The following is a 16,815-nucleotide window of genomic DNA, read 5'->3' as shown; positions in this document are numbered from 1 at the left end:
GCTCCGGTCAGTCTTTGGTGGACAGCACTTCCAGAGTGCGGTTCTGGTTGGTGTAAATGCAGATGTCGCCGGCAATGGCCAGGGCCTTCTCGGTGATCTCCCGGGCGCTGAGGTCGGTATTTTCCAGAAGAGCCCGGGCGGCGGCCTGGGCATAGGGGCCGCCGGAGCCAATGGCGATCAGCCCCTGCTCCGGCTCAATGACATCGCCATTGCCGGTAATGATCAGTGACGCGGTTTTGTCCGCTACCGCCAGCAGGGCTTCGAGCTTTCGCAGAGCGCGGTCGGTGCGCCAGTCTTTGGCGAGCTCGACGGCGGCGCGTGTCAGGTGCCCCTGGTGTTTTTCCAGCTGGGCTTCGAAGCGTTCGAACAGGGTGAAGGCATCCGCCGTACCACCGGCAAAGCCGGCGATGACCTTGTCGTTGTACAGGCGACGTACTTTGCGCACGTTGCCTTTCATCACGGTGTTGCCAAGTGTTGCCTGGCCATCACCGGCCAGGGCCACTTCGTCGCCTCGGCGGACAGAAACTATGGTAGTCATTCGGGCTCCAGTTGCCTGTTTACAGTGGTTATGCGGATGTTATGGAGGCGGGGAGCAAGAATTCAAGAGATCAGCCTTCCTTGGCAATCTTGCGCACCAGCGGCTGAATGTCGATGGAGACGAGCTTATCCACCGCCGAGTTCATGTTACTGCGGGACTTGAAGGGCCCGGCATTCACCCGGTACCAGACGCTGCCGTTGTTCTGCTCCACGGTTTGCACGTGGGCGCGCAGGCCCTGAAAGGCGATCTCGGCCCGCAGCCGTTCGGCATCTTGCTGGTTGCGGAAAGAGCCGGCCTGCACGATGTAATCGAAGTCCTGCATGTTAGGGCCAGGCGTGTATTCGTTGACCTCCGGAGTGGCCACTTCGGATTCCGGCAGCATGTCATAAAACCGGAACTCTTTGGCGGTTTGCTGCTGGCCGGAGGATTCCGGGGGCGTAGCCTGCTTTGGCTGAGGGGCAGCAGTCTCCCTGGCCTGCGTTTTTTCAGGCTTCGCCGGCTGGCCGGTCTCCGGGAGGGTGTTCAGATAGACAATAAAACCGATAAAACAGCCCACAAGGGCCAGAGAGGCGATCCACTTCAACGATAAACTCCCGTGTTGTGCCCGCGCCGGTGCGCTTTCCTTGCGTTTTGGCGCCTTGCCGGGTTTAGGTGCTGGTTTGCCCCTGGGGGCCTGGGCACCTTTACCGGCAGGGCGGTTTTTCTTGGCGTAGTCCCTGGCCATGGCCGGTTTACATCTCTTCCGGTGCGCTCACGCCCAGCAGGCCCAGGCCGTTCTCAATGACCTGCCGCACGGCCAGGTAAAGGCTCACGCGCGCATCGCGCAGGGCGGTGTCTTCGATCAGCACTTTATGGGCGTTGTAATAGGTGTGGAACAGGCCAGCCAGGTCCCGCAGGTAGTGGGCCACGTGGTGTGGCTCGCGCTGGGCGGCGGCATTGGCAACCAGTTCCGGGTACTTGGCCAACTGGTTGGCGATTTCTTTTTCTTCGTCCAGTGTCAGGATGGACAGGTCGCCCTTGCACTCATCGAACGCTCTCGGCGTACCCTCCTCGGCCAGCTTTCGCAGTACGCTGCAGATGCGCGCGTGGGCGTACTGGATGTAGTACACCGGGTTTTCGTTGGTTTGTGAGCGGGCCAGATCAATGTCGAAGGTGAGCTGGCTGTCTACCCGGCGGGCGGCCAGGAAGTAGCGGGTGGCATCACGGCCCACTTCGTCAATCAGATCGCGCACAGTGACATAGCTGCCGGCCCGCTTGGAGATTTTCACCTCTTCGCCGGAGCGGGTCACCATCACCATCTGGTGCAGCACGTAGTCGGGCCAGCCCTGTGGGATGTCGGCTTTCAGTGCCTGCAGGCCGGCACGCACACGGGTGACGGTGGAGTGGTGGTCGGCGCCTTGTTCGTTAATCACGGTGGTAAATCCGCGCTGCCATTTGTCCAGGTGATAGGCCACGTCCGGCAGGAAATAGGTGTAGCCGCCGTCTTTCTTGCGCATGACGCGGTCTTTGTCGTCGCCGAATTCCGTGGTTTTCAGCCACATGGCGCCGTCTTGTTCGTAGGTGTAACCATTTTCCTTCAGGCGCTTTACGGTGGCTTCCACCTTGCCGTCTTCGTACAGGGAGGATTCCAGGAAGTACACGTCGAACTTGACGCCAAAGGCTTTCAGGTCCAGGTCCTGCTCGCGACGCAGATACGCAACGGCGAATTCGCGAATGGCGTCGCGGTCTTCCGGGTCGCCCTTGGCAGTCACGGCGCGATCGTCGGCCACCACGGTGTCGCCGGCCAGGTAGGCATTGGCGACATCGACAATGTAATCGCCCCGGTAGCCGTCTTCCGGCCAGCTTTCGTGTTCCGGCGTCAGGCCTTTTACGCGGGCCTGCACCGACAACGTCAGGTTGTTGATCTGGGCGCCCGCGTCGTTGTAGTAAAACTCCCGGGTAACGTCGTAACCGTTGGCTTCCAGTAGCCGGCACAGGCTGTCGCCGATGGCTGCGCCACGGCCGTGGCCCACATGCAAAGGGCCGGTGGGGTTGGCGGAAACAAATTCCACCTGGACTTTCTCGCCCTTGCCGGTCTGGTTGCGTCCGAACTGTTCGCCGTCAGCAAGAATGGTCTCAACGATCCCGAAGGCACTGGCGGTGCTCATGAAGAAGTTGATGAAACCCGGTCCGGCAATTTCCACCTTGTCTACGGCCTTGCTCCGGGGCAGGTTGGCCACCAGTGCCTCGGCCAGTTGCCGCGGCGGACAACCGGCAGCTTTTGCCGCTGCCAGGGCTATGTTGCAGGCGTAATCGCCGTGGGCCTTGTCTTTGGTGTTGCCGATCTGCGGGGTAAAGGTTTGGTCCGCCGGCAAGGTGCCTTCGGACTGCAGCGCGGCCAGCGCAGACTGGAGAAGCTCGGATACGGTCTCTTTCATGCTGTCAGACGACTCGATTCACAGAAGAATGGGTGTCGGGCAGGGCGCCCGTTGAAATATAGAAGAGGCGTATTATCGCGGAAAGTGGGGGTGTAAGCAAAAGCCTTCGCGATTCCGTTCAGGGCCCGGATTTAACCGGTTTCCTGCGGATCCACATCAATCATCCATTTGCTGCCGGCTGGCAGTTTGCTCTGGTCCAGGTGCTGGCACAGGTGGCTGAGCAGGTGGTTCAGGTGTTTACGGTTGTCGCTGTTCAGGACCAGTTGTGCGCGATGGCGGTTGGCCTTACGGGCAATGACGGCAGGCAGCGGGCCCCAGACTTCCGTGCTTCCGGTTTGTGTCATGGGTTTGATGGTGTCCAGTAACTGCAGGCTGGCCTGCATGGTGCTGGCTTCGGCCCGGAGTATGGCCATGGCGCGAAAAGGGGGGAGCTGGCCGCTTTCCCGCTCGGCCAGGAGTTGCTCCGCCATGGCCGGGTAGTTGCCGGTGCACAGGCTGCGCAGCAAGGGATGATCACTGTGGCAGGTTTGTATCAGGACTTTGCCGGGCTTGTTGCCCCGGCCGGCGCGGCCACTGACCTGAAGCAGGGTTTGCAGCATCTGTTCTGGGGCGCGAAAGTCCACGCTGAACAGGCCGCCGTCGGCGTTGACCACGACAACAAGCGTTACGTTGGGGAAGTCATGGCCCTTGGCGAGCATCTGGGTGCCCACCAGTATGCAGGGCTCGCCGCTGTTTACCCGTTTCAGGATGTTCTGAATGCTGCCCTTGCGCTGGGTGCTGTCCCGGTCAACCCGTACCAATGGTGTGTCGGGGAAGTGTTCAGCCAGGGTTTCTTCGGCGCGCTCGGTGCCCTGGCCCACGGGTTTGTAATTTTCACTCTCGCATTTGGGGCAGGTGGGGCTGGCGGCCTGCTGATAATCGCAATGGTGACAGCGCATGGCCCGGTCGCGGCGGTGGTAGGTCAGCCGTGTGTCGCAGTGGGGACATTCCTCAAGGTGGCCGCAGTCAAAGCACATCATCACGGGGGAATAGCCGCGGCGGTTGACAAACACCAGGGCCTGCTCGCCCCGGGCCAGGGTTTCCTTGATTGCCTGCAGGGCGGGGCGGGCCAGGCCTGCTTCCAGTGGCCGGCTGCGAATGTCCAGCAGGGCCAGTTCCGGCGGCAGGGCGTTGTTGGCCCGCTCGTCCAGAGAGACCAGCTGGTATTTGCCCTGCCTGGCGTTATGCCAGGATTCCAGAGAAGGCGTGGCCGAGCCCAGAATGACCGGGCACTGGTTCAGGTGGGCCCGGTATACCGCCACATCGCGGCCGGAATAACGAAAGCCATCGCCCTGTTTGTAGGAGCTGTCGTGTTCTTCGTCGACGATCAGGGTGCGCAGGTTAGTGAAGGGCAGCAGCACGGCAGAGCGGGTGCCAATCAGGATGACCGGCTCGCCGTTGCGGATTTTCAGCCAGGTGCGCAAGCGTTCGCCGTCATTCAGGGCTGAATGCCACACGGCGATGCGATCACCGAAGTAGCGACGGAAACGGGCCAGGGTTTGCGGGGTAAGGTTAATTTCCGGCACCAGCACCAGCGCCTGCTGGTCGGCTTTCAGGTGGCTCTTCAGATAATGAAGGTAGAGTTCGGTCTTGCCGCTGCCGGTGATGCCGTGCAGCAGGGTGGCGGAGAACTGGTCGGTGTGGTCGGGCAACTGGTCGGCCGCTTTTTGCTGGGCCGGTGATAGTGACGGCCCGGGTAGCTCATCTGCTTCTTGGGGCGTTGGTTGCCGAGGCGCTTGTCCCTGGGCAATCAGGCTTTTACTTTCCAGGTTGCGAATTTGTGCGCGGGTATAGCCCAGTTGGACCAGCGAGCTGGAGGTGATGCCCGGTTGGTCTTTGATGGTTTCGAATAAAGCCTTTTGTTTGTGTGCGTGGGCGGCCAGTGCCACTTCAGCTTCGAGTGGAAGCCAGTGTTCCTCGGCTTTTTCATGGGCCGGGCGGCCGCGGCGCAGGGCTGGCGGCAGAGCGGTGAACAGGCATTCGCCCAGTGGGTGCTGGTAATAGTCGCTGGCCCAGGTGAGCAGGCGGAAGGTGTTCTCGGGTAACGCGGGCCAGTCTTCCAGTATGTCCCTGACCGGTTTTAAGGTGATGCCTGCCGGTGGCTCAACGCCGGTTTCCACCACCAGCCCCGTGAGTGCCTGGCGGCCAAACGGTACTTTTACCCGCTGCCCGGGCTGTACCTCGAGGTGCGCGGGCACCAGATAGTCGAACAGGCGCCGCAGGGGGCGGTTGAGGGCAATTCGGGCGGTGGCTGGCCGTGTCACGGTATGTGCGTATCCTGGTAAGAGGCTGAAAACGAGCGCAAGCGCCGGGCGCGGGTGTATGCGGCCGGCTAAAGCGGCTGAAGAGACTTGCCTGCAGCCGGGTTTGTCAGTAAGATTCGCGGTCTGTTTATGGCCGGGCTTGATTGTGCACGGTCTTTTCAATGGATTCAAACATGCGGTGCCTGGCGCCAAAGCGGGTAATCAGGTAGCGGCATGACCAAAGAGGTTCGCCATGAAAGAAGGTATCCACCCGAAGTACGAAGAAATTTCTGTGACCTGCTCTTGCGGTAACAGCTTCAAGACCCGTTCCACCTTTACCCAGGATCTGCAGCTGGACGTGTGCTCCCAGTGCCACCCGTTCTACACCGGCAAGCAGAAGGTAATGGACACCGGCGGTCGTATCGAGCGGTTCAACAAGCGTTTCGGTGGTCGTATCGGCGGCAAGAAGTAATCTGCCGTACCGGAATGTTGAAAAAAAAGCGCCTGCGGGCGCTTTTTTGCGTTCAGGGCCGGGGAAATGTGCTTGTAGGCAAAATGCACTATTGACGGATGAATTTGGACCTTTCGTTCGGGTTGTTGTTTGTGTGCCCGCGGGCCATAATGGTCTGCCCGCGTTGCCGAAGGCAGGTGGGATCTAACTCTAAAACGTGACAAACGGAACAGTGGCAATGTCTCAAGATCTGAAAGATGCAGCCCTTGAATATCACGCCAAACCGCGGCCGGGTAAGCTGAGTGTTGAAATCACCAAGCCGACCCGTACCTCCCGCGACCTTTCCCTGGCGTACAGCCCCGGGGTTGCCGAACCGGTCCGGGAGATCGCGAAGGACCCCGAGAATGCTTACAAGTACACCGCCAAGGGTAACCTGGTGGCCGTGATCTCTGACGGCTCCGCCATTCTTGGTCTTGGCAATCTCGGTCCCCTGGCGAGCAAGCCGGTAATGGAAGGCAAAGGCGTACTGTTCAAACGCTTTGCCGGAATTGATGTCTTTGATATCGAAGTCAATTCCGAGAGCCCGCAGGCGTTTATTGAAACGGTCGAGCGTATTGCCGATACCTTTGGTGGTATCAACCTCGAAGACATCAAGGCACCGGAATGTTTTGAGGTCGAGCGTGCGCTGATCGAAAAGTGTAGCGTGCCCATCTTCCACGATGACCAGCACGGTACGGCAATTGTAACTGCGGCCGGCATGATCAATGCCCTTGAGCTGCAGGGTAAGAAAATCGAAGAGGCAAAGGTGGTTTGTCTGGGCGCCGGTGCCGCCGCCATTGCCTGCATGAAGTTGTTGATCAGCTGCGGGATCCGCCCTGAGAACATCTTCATGCTTGACCGCAAGGGTGTGATCCACTCAGGTCGTGAGGATTTGAACCAGTACAAGGCCATGTTCGCCAACGAGACGGACAAGCGCACGCTGGATGAGGCCATTGACGGCGCCGATGTATTTCTCGGCCTGTCGGGCCCGGATCTGCTTTCAGCCGAGCAGTTGAAGAAGATGGCGGCAAATCCGATTGTGTTCGCCTGCTCGAACCCGGACCCGGAGATCAGTCCGGAAGTGGCGTTGGCCACCCGGGATGATCTGATCATGGCCACCGGCCGTTCGGATTATCCGAACCAGGTGAACAACGTGCTGGGTTTCCCGTTCATTTTCCGCGGTGCTCTGGACGTACGTGCCACTGCCATTAACGAGGAAATGAAGGTGGCGGCCGTCCATGCCATCCGAGAACTGGCCAAAGAGCCGGTGCCGCAGGAAATCTGCGAAGCCTATGGCGTGGATAGTCTCGAATTTGGCCGTGAATACATCATTCCCAAGCCGATGGATGTGCGTCTGCTGGAAAAAGTGCCGGCAGCGGTTGCCCGCGCGGCCGTGGATTCCGGTGTGGCCAAGAACCCGTACCCGGCGCATTATCCGCTGAAGTCCATGGACGACATTATCTGATTGTTGTTCGCTTCAGGCACAAAAAAACCGGCGGTGATCCCGCCGGTTTTTTTGTGTCCGGATCTGCCCGGCCTGTGACCGGGCGAGAAGTCTGAGTCAGAAAATCTGTCGTGACAGGTCTTCATCCTGCTCGCCGTTGCTGCCGTTACCGGAGTCCTCCGGCGGCAGCGGTTCCGGCGCTTCTTCGCGCCTGAACATTTCAAACACACCGTCTTCTCCTGGTCGGGCCCGTTCACCGGTTTCCGGGTTGATCCGTATGCTGACGATGCCGTTGGGCCGGCGCATGGTGGAGGGTTCGGTGCCGTCCAGCGCCACTTTCATATAGTCCAGCCAGATCGGAAGTGCCGTGGTGGCGCCGAACTCGCCCCGGCCAAGTGGCGCGGGCTGATCAAAACCAACGTAGACCGTGGTAGCCACTGAGTGGTTAAAGCCGCCAAACCAGGTGTCCTTTTGCTGGTTGGTGGTGCCGGTTTTGCCGGCAATGTCGTCGCGTTCGAGTGCCAGTGCACGCCGGCCGGTGCCCCGTTTGATGACGTCCTGCATCATGGAGTGCAGGATGTACACCGCACGCTCATCGGCAAGGCGGCGCATCACTCGCGGTTGGTTGTCATCTTCCGCTGAGGCCGGGAGCACCATGCCTTCGGTTTCGGGGAGTTCATCAACGTCCTGTTGGGACTTGTTCCGGGTCGCCAGCAATTCGTCACAGTCTTCATCGCACAGGATGGTTTCTGGCGCCTGGTAGACCACGGTGCCGTCCGATTCCTTGATGCTCTTGATCAGATACGGCTGAACGTCATAGCCGCCATTGGCAATGACGGCGAACCCCCGGGCCAGTTCCATGGGCGTCAGTTGGCCGCTGCCCAGTGCCAGGGAGAGGTCTTTGGGCATGTTGTCCGTGGGGATCTTCAGTTGCTCGAGGTAATCCAGTGTGGTGCTGGCGCCCAGGTCGCGTAGCAGCCGGATGGATACCAGATTGCGGGACCGGTAAAGGCCCTCGCGCAGTGTGGTGGGGCCGTAGAACTGGCCAGAGGCATTTTGTGGCCGCCAGGCAGTTTCCAGTTCGTCGTCATCAAACACGATAGGGGCGTCGTTATAGATGGTGGCTGGTGTGCGGCCGTTTTCCAGTGCCGACAGGTACAGGAACGGCTTGAAAGTCGAGCCCGGCTGGCGTTCTGCCTGGCTGGCGCGGTTGTACTTGCTCTGATTGAAGCTGTAGCCGCCGCTCAGTGCTTCAATCGCGCCGGTCTGGGCGTCCAGGGAGATGATGGCCCCCTCCACCCGGGGAACCTGAGCAAGGCCGACCCTTGGGTTCATGTCGGCAGGGGCCTGGGTTGCGGGGGCGTCATCCTGCGATTCTTCGATTCGCGGCAGCTCCAGGACCTTCACGTAGATGACGTCGCCTTCGGAGACAACGTCCGAGGGCTTTTCCGGCTCGGGGCCGGTCAGGCTCTCGGTGCGGTAGCGGCGAGCCCATTTCATGGATTCAAAGGGCATGATGGCCGGGCCCAGTTTTCGCAGGTGAACCAGGGCTTCGCCTGCTTTGTCATCCACCTCGGTAACGACGGCGGGAATAAGTGAGGCCACCTGATTGTAGTTCAGCATGCGGTCAGACAGCTGTTCAGCAGACAGGCCCTTGATTTCGAACCGGCCGATCTCGCCGCGGAAACCGTGGCGGCGGTCGTACGCCTCCAGGCCGTCGCGCAAGGCCTTGGTCGCAGTTTGTTGCTTTTTACTGTTTACCGTCAATTCCACGGTGTAGCCGTCCGTGTATGCTTCCTCCCCGAAGCGGCGAACCATCTCGGCCCGGGCCATTTCCGCCACGTAGTCGGCATCCACTTCCGCTTCGCGGGTGTGATAGCCAGCGGTTACCGGTGCTTCGATGGCCAGCGACCAGGCGTCCTCGGAAATGTAGCCCAGTTCTTTCATGCGACCGAGAATCCAGTTACGGCGCTCCAGTGCCCGTTCGGGATTGGCCAGCGGATTGTAGGCGGATGGGGCTTTGGGGAGCCCGGCGATCATCGCCATCTGGGCCAGCGACAGCTCGTTGATTGGCTTGTCGTAATACACTCGTGAGGCAGCGGCCAGGCCGTACGCCCGGTTGCCGAGGTAAATCTTGTTCAGGTACAGCTCGAAGATGGTGTCCTTTGGCAGTTCCCGTTCAATTTGAAGTGCCAGGAGTATCTCGTTGAATTTGCGGATGAAGGTCCGGTCGCGGGTCAAAAAGTAGTTTTTGGCCACCTGCATGGTGATGGTGCTGCCGCCGGACTGAATGGAGCCGGTGGAGACCAGTTCATAGGCAGCGCGGGTCAGCCCCTTGATGTCAACGCCGAAATGGTCGAAAAAACGGGAGTCTTCGGCGGCCATGAAAGCTTGCAGTTGCAGCTCGGGGATCTGGCCGATTGTGACAGGTTCCCTTCTTTTTTCACTGAATTCTGCTATTAATTTATTGTCATTGCTGTAAATCCGTAACGGGGTCTGCAGCTTCACATCGAGCAGTTGCTCAACCTCCGGAAGGTTGGGCCTCAGGTAAAGATACAGGCTTGAAGCAACGAGGATTCCGGTGCTCAGGCCGGTCAGTGCGAGCCACAGAAAAATGCGAGACGTGCGCAGCAAATAAGACATTTTTTCCTGACAAATGTTGGATATAGGTCTATTATCTGAGAAATTACTTTAGACGGGAACCGGTTCACTTTTACAGAAAAAAAGGTTTCCGTATGCAACCAAAGTCTCTCTGCTTTTGAAGAGGAGCATTGTAGACTGATTAGCCAGAAAATTCTCTTACATAAAAAAACAGATGGAGCTCCGCTGAAATAATCGCCGTAACAGGGAGTGGTTCGGGGTTCCAGGGCAGGGTGTCGTCAACCAGGTACAGGTGAGCGCGTGTTCGGATTACCAGGAAAAAAATCCAGTGCGGTGCTGGGAGTGGATATAAGCTCCAGTTCTGTAAAGCTTCTGGAACTCTCCAAGCACGGGGAGCGTTACAGAGTTGAAAGTTATGCGGTGGAGCCGTTGCCGGCCGATGCGGTGGTGGAAAAAAACATCACCAATGTGGAAACGGTGGGTGATGTTCTCAAACGGGTGGTTGCAAAGTCCCGCACCAGTGTGAAGAACGTGGCTGTGGCCGTCTCCGGCTCCGCAGTTATTACCAAGGTCATCCAGATGGACTCCGGCATGAATGAGTTCGAGATGGAAGACCAGATAGCCCTCGAAGCCGACCAGTATATCCCCTATCCCCTTGACGAAGTTGCCATCGATTTTGAGGTTCAGGGCCCGTCCGAGAACAGCCCGGAACAGGTCGATGTGCTTCTGGCTGCCTGTCGTAAAGAAAATGTCGATGTGCGCGAAGACGTGATGGAAATTGCGGGGCTGAACACCAAAGTGGTGGATGTGGAAGCCTATGCTCTGGAGCGTGCTTACGAGCTGATAGAGCCTCAGCTTGATTCCCAGGGTGAAGAGTTGGTGGTGGCCGTGGTGGATATCGGTGCCACCATGACAACCCTGAGCGTACTGGCCGAGGGCCAGACCGTGTACACCCGCGAACAGATTTTCGGTGGTAAGCAATTGACCGAGGAAATCCAGCGTCGGTACGGGTTGTCCATGGAAGAGGCCGGTCTGGCGAAAAAACAGGGCGGCCTGCCGGATGACTATGAAGAAGAGGTGTTGACCCCCTTCCGCGAGGCGGTTGTTCAGCAAGTTGCCCGGGCGCTGCAGTTCTTCTTCGGGGCCAGTCAGTACAACGTGGTGGACTACGTGGTGCTGGCCGGTGGCACATCATCGATTCAGGGACTGACCGAAATGGTGGAAGAGAAAACCGGAACGCCGACCCTGGTGGCAAACCCGTTTGCCAACATGGCGGTGGCTTCGCGAGTTAATGCGTCGGCGTTGGGCAATGATGCGCCATCGCTGATGATTGCCTGTGGCCTGGCAATGAGGAGTTTCGACTGATGGCGAAAATCAACCTCAGGCCGTGGCGGGAAGAACTCAGGGCCGAAAAGCAGAAGCAGTTCATTGTCATGATAGCCGGCGCGGTGATTATTGCTGCCGGCCTTGGTTATTTGTGGAAAGCGGATATGGACAGCCGTATTGCTTACCAGGAATCCCGTAATTCGTACATTGAGCGGGCCACCCAGGAACTGAATAAACAGATCAGGGAAATCGAGAATCTCAAGCGGAAGCGAGATGAATTGCTGGCGCGGATGCAGGTTATCCAGGATCTTCAGGGCAAGCGCCCGGTGATTGTGCGGGTGTTTGATGAGCTGGTCCGGACTCTGCCTGACGGTCTGTTTTATACCGATCTCAAGAAGAGTGGCGAGCGGATCGATATTGTGGGTATGGCCGAGTCCAACAGCCGCATTTCCAATTTGATGCGCCGGTTTGAGGAATCGGAATGGTTTGATGATCCGAACCTTTCCAACGTGGCGTCCGCCGATGAGCGACGGGCGGGCTACAGTCAGTTCAACCTGTCTGTGCAGCAGAAAACACCTGAGCCCGAAGGGGAGGATAAGGAATGAGCCTCGCGGACTCGCTTAAAAAACTGAACGATTTCGATATCAACGACCTGGACATCAATAACGCCGGTATCTGGCCGGCTCCGGTCAAGGCGATTGTGGCGCTGATCGTGTTCGGATTGATTCTCGGTGGCGCCTACTGGTTTTTCATCAAGGATCAGTACGCACAGCTGGAAAGGGTTGAACAGCAGGAGCAGGAGCTCAAGCAGACCTACGAAACCAAGGCTTACCAGGTTGCCAACCTGGACACCTTCAAGCAGCAGATGGAGGAGATGCAGGAAACCTTTGGGGCCCTGGTGCGGCAGCTGCCCAGTGAGACCGAGGTTCCGGGGTTGCTGGAAGATATAACCAACACTGCCCTGGGTAGTGGTCTGTCTCTGCAGGAGGTTGCGTTGCAGCCCGAGCAGCAGCGGGATTTCTATTCTGAATTGCCGATCAACATCCGGGTGTCTGGTTCCTACCATGAGCTGGCCTCCTTTGTCAGCAGTGTTGCCGGCCTGCCGCGGATTGTGACGTTGCACGATTTAACCATCAAACCAACAGGCGGAGATGGCGATCAGCTTGATATGCAGGTTGTAGCCCGTACCTACCGCTACCGGGCTGGAGAATGAGCATGACAGGAAAGCATGCAGGAAAAGCCTGGCTGAGCGTGTGTCTGGCCTCATTGCTGGCGGCGTGTTCCCAGAGTGATGGCTTTTCCGATCTGGACAAGTTCATGGCTGACACACGGGCCAAACCCCGGGGGCATGTGGAGCCCTTGCCGGAATTCCAGGCGTATGAGGCATTCAGTTATTCGGCGGCCGACCGGCGAGCGCCGTTTGAACCCCCCATTGAGGTTCAGTTGACCATGGTGGAAGAACAGCCGGTCAGCGAGGTGGAGCCGGATCTGGATCGGCCGAAAGAGGTGCTTGAGAATTTCCAGATCAGTTCCCTGTCGATGGTCGGTACTCTCGAGGGCACTGACGGTGTGATGTACGCACTGGTGGAAGACGGAACCGGCGTGGTGCATCGGGTGAAAACCGGCAACTACATGGGCAAGAATTACGGCCGGATTGCCGGTATTAATGAAACCCATATCGAACTGATTGAAATCGTTCCCAATGGTCGGGGCGGATGGGTTGAACGCCCGCGCTCCCTGTCTCTGGATGAAGGCTGAGGAGCGGTAAAAGGATGAACACAAGAACCATGAATGCAGCAAAAGTATTGGGGTCGAGGCTAGCGATGTTCAAAACAATCAAGGTATGTGCCGGCATTATTGCCGTAGGGTTGTGGAGCAGCCTGGCCAGCGCGGTCACGCTGGAGGATGTATCGTTTACATCGCTGCCGGGGGAGGCGTTGGAAGTCACGCTTGAATTTGATGGCGCCCCGCCGGAACCATCCGGTTACACCATCGAGCGCCCGGCCCGTATTGCGCTGGACCTTCGGGATACCCGCAGCGGCCTGAACCAGCGCAGCATTTCCCTGGGTAATGGCAATGCCCAAAGTGTGACGGTGGTGGAAGCGGGCGAACGCACTCGCCTGATTTTCAATCTCATTGATCTGGTGCCCTATGAAACCCGCCGGGAAGACAACGCCCTGGTCATGACCATTGGTGGTGACCAGCAGGTGGCGGAGCAGGAGCCGGCAGCGGCTGCCGAAAGCTCCGGTATGGCTAGGGCGGAAGCCGCCCTGCAGGGGCGGGATACGGGTGCGGCATCAGGTGATGGTGATGCGCTTGCCGGCGTTGATTTCCGCCGCGGCAAAGACGGCGAAGGCCGGGTTATTGTTGACCTGGGTAGCAGCAAGGCTGATGTGAACCTGGTTGAGCGCGGTGGCCGTATTCGTTTGACCATGCCGGGACTGACCGTGCCAGACAACCTGCGCCGCCGTCTCGACGTTACCGATTTTGCCACGCCGGTGTCCCGTGTGGACACCTTTATTGAAGCCGGCCAGGCGACGATAGAGATTCAGCCTGAAGGTGCATACGACTATATTGCCTACCAATCCGGCTCCGAGTTCACAGTCAGTGTTGAGCAACTGACCGAAGAAGAGGCGGAATCCCGCCGTGAAGAAAAATTCCCGTACACCGGCGACAAGTTGTCCCTGAACTTCCAGGATATCGAAGTGCGTTCGGTGCTGCAGCTGATCGCCGATTTCACGGGCCTGAACCTGGTCGCCAGTGACACCGTCGGTGGCAGCATTACCTTGCGCCTGCAGAATGTTCCCTGGGATCAGGCCCTGGACCTGATCCTGAAAACCAAGGGCCTGGACAAGCGACAGATTGGCAATGTCCTGCTGGTTGCTCCGGCGGATGAAATTGCTGCCCGGGAAAAGCTGGAGCTGGAAACCGACAAACAGATTGCCGAACTGGCCCCGATTCGTCTGGATATCATTCAGGTGAACTACGCCAAGGCGGCCGATATTGTTTCACTCATCCAGGCGGACAAGGACCTGGTCTCTTCCCGAGGCTTCGTTTCCTCTGACGCGCGCACCAACACCATCAGTGTGCGTGAGACAGCCGAGAAGCTGGAAGAAATTCGCCGGCTGGTGGATACCTGGGACGTGCCGGTGCGCCAGGTGTCGATCGAAGCCCGGATTGTCCGTGCGCAGACTAACGTGTCTGAAGATCTTGGTGTTCGCTGGGGTGGAGCGGCATATGACGTGAACGGCAATGACGTGATCACCATTGGTGGTTCGCAGGAGACGCTTCAGGAAGCTCGTGATGCAGCTGAAGGTGGTGATGGCGAGATCTCTTTCCCGGGAGCTCTTGGAGTTAACCTTGGCGTTACTGGTGAGGGCGCCTCATCGTTCGCAATTGGGTTTGGTAGTGATGATTTTCTGGTCGATCTGGAGCTGTCAGCGCTTGAAACGGACGGTAAAGCTGAGGTGGTTTCACAGCCGAGGGTCCTGACCGCTGACCGCCAGACAGCCACGATTAAATCCGGTGAGGAAATTCCGTATCAGGAAGCCTCGTCTAGCGGCGCTACATCAGTATCCTTTAAGGAGGCGGTACTGTCTCTGGAAGTCACTCCGCAAATTACTCCGGATGACAAGATCATCATGGATCTGGTGGTCAGCCAGGATTCCCGGGGCGAAGTAACGGCGGGTATCCCGTCTATCAACACCAACGAGGTTGCCACGCAGGTGTTGACGGCTGACGGCGAAACCGTGGTGCTTGGTGGCATTTTCCAGTCCGAGAAGGCGACCCAAACCACCAAAACACCGTTCCTGGGTGACATTCCCTATGTCGGGCGCCTGTTCAAGCGCACCGAGAAGATTGACGAGCGGGCGGAGCTGCTGATTTTCATTACTCCGAAAATCGTCAAAACCGATTTGCTCCGTTAATCGGGACTTGCATAAAAAACCGCCGTTAATCCGGCGGTTTTTTTATGCCCTGGTGTTTGCCTGATCATGGTCTGACTTATGGAAAGCGGCGCCCTGTGCTATTCTCACCGGCTTGAAAGCTGTTGAGCGGAAATTATGACTTTGCCCAAACGTGTTGTTCTGGTTGGGCCCATGGGGGCCGGAAAAAGCACTATCGGCCGAATGCTTGCCAAGGAGCTGGGTTACCGGTTTCTGGATTCCGATCGCATAATCGAGGAGCGTTGTGGTGCCAACATCCCGTGGATTTTTGATGTTGAAGGGGAAGACGGTTTTCGCCAGCGTGAATCCGCCATGTTGCGGGAGCTGTCCGAAGCGTCGTGTACCGTGCTGGCCACCGGTGGTGGCGCTGTCATGCGCCGGGAAAATCACGAATTCCTGAAAAAAGACGCGGTTGTGGTGTATTTGCGGACCTCCCTTGAGCAGCAGGTGGAGCGAACCCGCAAGGACCGGAACCGGCCGCTTCTGCAAAACGACAATCCGGAAGCAGTGTTACGCAACCTGTTTGCCGTGCGTGACCCCATTTATACCGAACTGGCCGATATCGTGATGTTTACCGACAGGAAGAGTCCCCGTTTGGTGGTCCGGCAACTGGTTAACCGATTGAATCCTAAAACGCCCCGGCAGAAGCGCCAGCGTCGAAAACAAGGTCGTCAGTATGCAAAAGGTACTTCGTGAGCTTGAGGTAGATCTCGGGGAGCGCAGCTACCCGATCATCATCGGTCAGCATTTGCTGGGTGAGTTTGATCTGACCCCCTGGGTGGTTGGAAATCAGGTGATGATCGTCACCAACGATACGGTTGCACCGCTTTATCTTGAGCAGGCAAAAGCCTGTTTCCCCGGTAAAGCGATCGATGTCGTGGTATTGCCCGATGGCGAGAAATACAAAGACTGGCAGACCCTTAACCTGATTTTTACTGCCCTGCTTGAAAAGCGTCACACCCGGAAAACCACCCTGGTGGCTCTGGGCGGTGGTGTTGTTGGGGATATGACGGGCTTTGCGGCAGCCAGCTACCAGCGTGGCGTACCTTTTATCCAGATTCCGACCACGCTGTTATCCCAGGTGGACTCTTCGGTTGGTGGCAAGACAGGCATCAACCACCCGCTGGGTAAAAACATGGTGGGCGCCTTTCACCAGCCCGAGGCGGTGCTGATTGACGCCGATACGCTGAATACCCTGCCGCCGAGAGAGGTGTCCGCCGGGCTGGCGGAGGTCATCAAATACGGACTGATTCGTGACGAGCCTTTCCTGGTCTGGCTTGAACAGAACATGAATGCGCTGGTTTCGCTGGAGCCCACGGCGTTGGGCGAGGCCATTTATCGCTCATGTCAATGCAAGGCGGATGTAGTGGCCCAGGACGAGAAAGAGGGTGGTTTGAGGGCCATACTGAATCTTGGGCATACCTTTGGCCACGCCATTGAAACCTTTGCCGGTTATGGTAACTGGTTGCATGGAGAGGCCGTGGGGACCGGCATGATGATGGCGGCCGACCTGTCGGTACGTGAGGGTAAGATCAGTAGGGACGATCAGGCAAGAGCCGTTGCACTGATTCGCCGTGCCTCACTGCCTGACCGCGCGCCGGAAGGCATGTCGGTTGAGGACTTTATGGGTCTGATGGCGGTCGACAAGAAAAATGTGGATGGTGCATTGCGTCTGGTGCTGCTCCGTTCTTTGGGTGACGCATACGTGACTGCGGATGCCAGTCCCGAGAACCTTCAGGCAACTTTGCAGGCTTTTATTCATCAGGGATAACG

Annotated in this window: 14 protein-coding genes; 9 read left to right on the top strand and 5 right to left on the bottom strand. The window is 58.1% G+C overall.

Features of this window, described 5'->3' with window-relative positions; translation table 11 throughout:
* Positions 1-7: 7 nt before the first annotated feature.
* The 4 genes from hslV to BMZ63_RS12640 all read right to left on the bottom strand — a co-directional run bounded on the left by hslV (position 8) and on the right by BMZ63_RS12640 (position 5,258).
* Entirely contained in the window at positions 8-538 is a 531-nt protein-coding gene (gene hslV, locus BMZ63_RS12655; RefSeq protein ID WP_091706012.1) for an ATP-dependent protease subunit HslV, read from the bottom strand.
* 70 nt (positions 539-608) lie between these two features.
* Positions 609-1,262 (bottom strand): SPOR domain-containing protein, encoded by a 654-nt coding sequence (locus BMZ63_RS12650; RefSeq protein WP_091706010.1) that lies wholly within the window; start codon positions 1,260-1,262, stop codon positions 609-611.
* A 7-nt stretch (positions 1,263-1,269) separates the two neighbouring features.
* Entirely contained in the window at positions 1,270-2,955 is a 1,686-nt protein-coding gene (gene argS / locus BMZ63_RS12645) for an arginine--tRNA ligase (RefSeq protein WP_091706009.1), read from the bottom strand.
* 131 nt (positions 2,956-3,086) lie between these two features.
* Complete coding sequence (locus BMZ63_RS12640) at positions 3,087-5,258, bottom strand: primosomal protein N' (RefSeq protein ID WP_091706007.1); 2,172 nt, start codon at positions 5,256-5,258, stop codon at positions 3,087-3,089.
* Positions 5,259-5,490: 232 nt separating this feature from the next.
* On the opposite strand from BMZ63_RS12640, the gene rpmE reads away from it, so the two are divergent.
* Both rpmE and BMZ63_RS12630 read left to right on the top strand, forming a co-directional pair.
* Positions 5,491-5,709, top strand: a complete 219-nt coding sequence (gene rpmE / locus BMZ63_RS12635; protein ID WP_091706006.1) for a 50S ribosomal protein L31 — start codon at positions 5,491-5,493, stop codon at positions 5,707-5,709.
* 217 nt (positions 5,710-5,926) lie between these two features.
* Positions 5,927-7,192 (top strand): malic enzyme-like NAD(P)-binding protein, encoded by a 1,266-nt coding sequence (locus BMZ63_RS12630; RefSeq protein WP_091706004.1) that lies wholly within the window; start codon positions 5,927-5,929, stop codon positions 7,190-7,192.
* A 96-nt stretch (positions 7,193-7,288) separates the two neighbouring features.
* Here the strand turns inward: BMZ63_RS12630 and BMZ63_RS12625 are convergent, their stop codons facing one another.
* Positions 7,289-9,814, bottom strand: a complete 2,526-nt coding sequence (locus tag BMZ63_RS12625; RefSeq protein ID WP_091706002.1) for a penicillin-binding protein 1A — start codon at positions 9,812-9,814, stop codon at positions 7,289-7,291.
* Positions 9,815-10,072: 258 nt separating this feature from the next.
* Between BMZ63_RS12625 and BMZ63_RS12620 the strand changes: the two genes are divergently transcribed.
* The 7 genes from BMZ63_RS12620 to aroB all read left to right on the top strand — a co-directional run bounded on the left by BMZ63_RS12620 (position 10,073) and on the right by aroB (position 16,813).
* The gene (locus tag BMZ63_RS12620) at positions 10,073-11,137 is read left to right on the top strand and encodes a pilus assembly protein PilM (RefSeq protein ID WP_091706001.1); all 1,065 of its coding nucleotides are present in this window, start codon (positions 10,073-10,075) and stop codon (positions 11,135-11,137) included.
* Positions 11,137-11,703 carry a PilN domain-containing protein gene (locus BMZ63_RS12615; RefSeq protein WP_091705999.1) on the top strand — a complete coding sequence of 189 codons (567 nt, stop codon included), beginning with the start codon at positions 11,137-11,139 and terminating at the stop codon, positions 11,701-11,703. Before BMZ63_RS12620 ends, BMZ63_RS12615 begins: the two co-directional genes overlap by 1 nt.
* Positions 11,700-12,311, top strand: a complete 612-nt coding sequence (locus tag BMZ63_RS12610; protein ID WP_091705998.1) for a type IV pilus inner membrane component PilO — start codon at positions 11,700-11,702, stop codon at positions 12,309-12,311. Before BMZ63_RS12615 ends, BMZ63_RS12610 begins: the two co-directional genes overlap by 4 nt.
* Before the next feature lie 2 nt (positions 12,312-12,313).
* Entirely contained in the window at positions 12,314-12,856 is a 543-nt protein-coding gene (locus BMZ63_RS12605) for a pilus assembly protein PilP (protein ID WP_091705996.1), read from the top strand.
* 65 nt (positions 12,857-12,921) lie between these two features.
* A complete protein-coding gene (locus BMZ63_RS12600; RefSeq protein WP_227663591.1) occupies positions 12,922-15,024 on the top strand; it encodes a type IV pilus secretin PilQ in 2,103 nt (700 codons plus the stop codon).
* Positions 15,025-15,159: 135 nt separating this feature from the next.
* The gene (gene aroK / locus BMZ63_RS12595; RefSeq protein WP_091705993.1) at positions 15,160-15,738 is read left to right on the top strand and encodes a shikimate kinase AroK; all 579 of its coding nucleotides are present in this window, start codon (positions 15,160-15,162) and stop codon (positions 15,736-15,738) included.
* Positions 15,719-16,813, top strand: a complete 1,095-nt coding sequence (gene aroB, locus BMZ63_RS12590) for a 3-dehydroquinate synthase (protein WP_091705992.1) — start codon at positions 15,719-15,721, stop codon at positions 16,811-16,813. Before aroK ends, aroB begins: the two co-directional genes overlap by 20 nt.
* Positions 16,814-16,815: the final 2 nt, after the last annotated feature.

Source organism: Marinobacter persicus (genome assembly GCF_900114155.1).
Lineage (GTDB): Bacteria > Pseudomonadota > Gammaproteobacteria > Pseudomonadales > Oleiphilaceae > Marinobacter > Marinobacter persicus.
The sequence above is the reverse complement of the archived record's forward strand: the minus strand, read 5'-3'. Positions and strand labels throughout refer to the sequence as shown.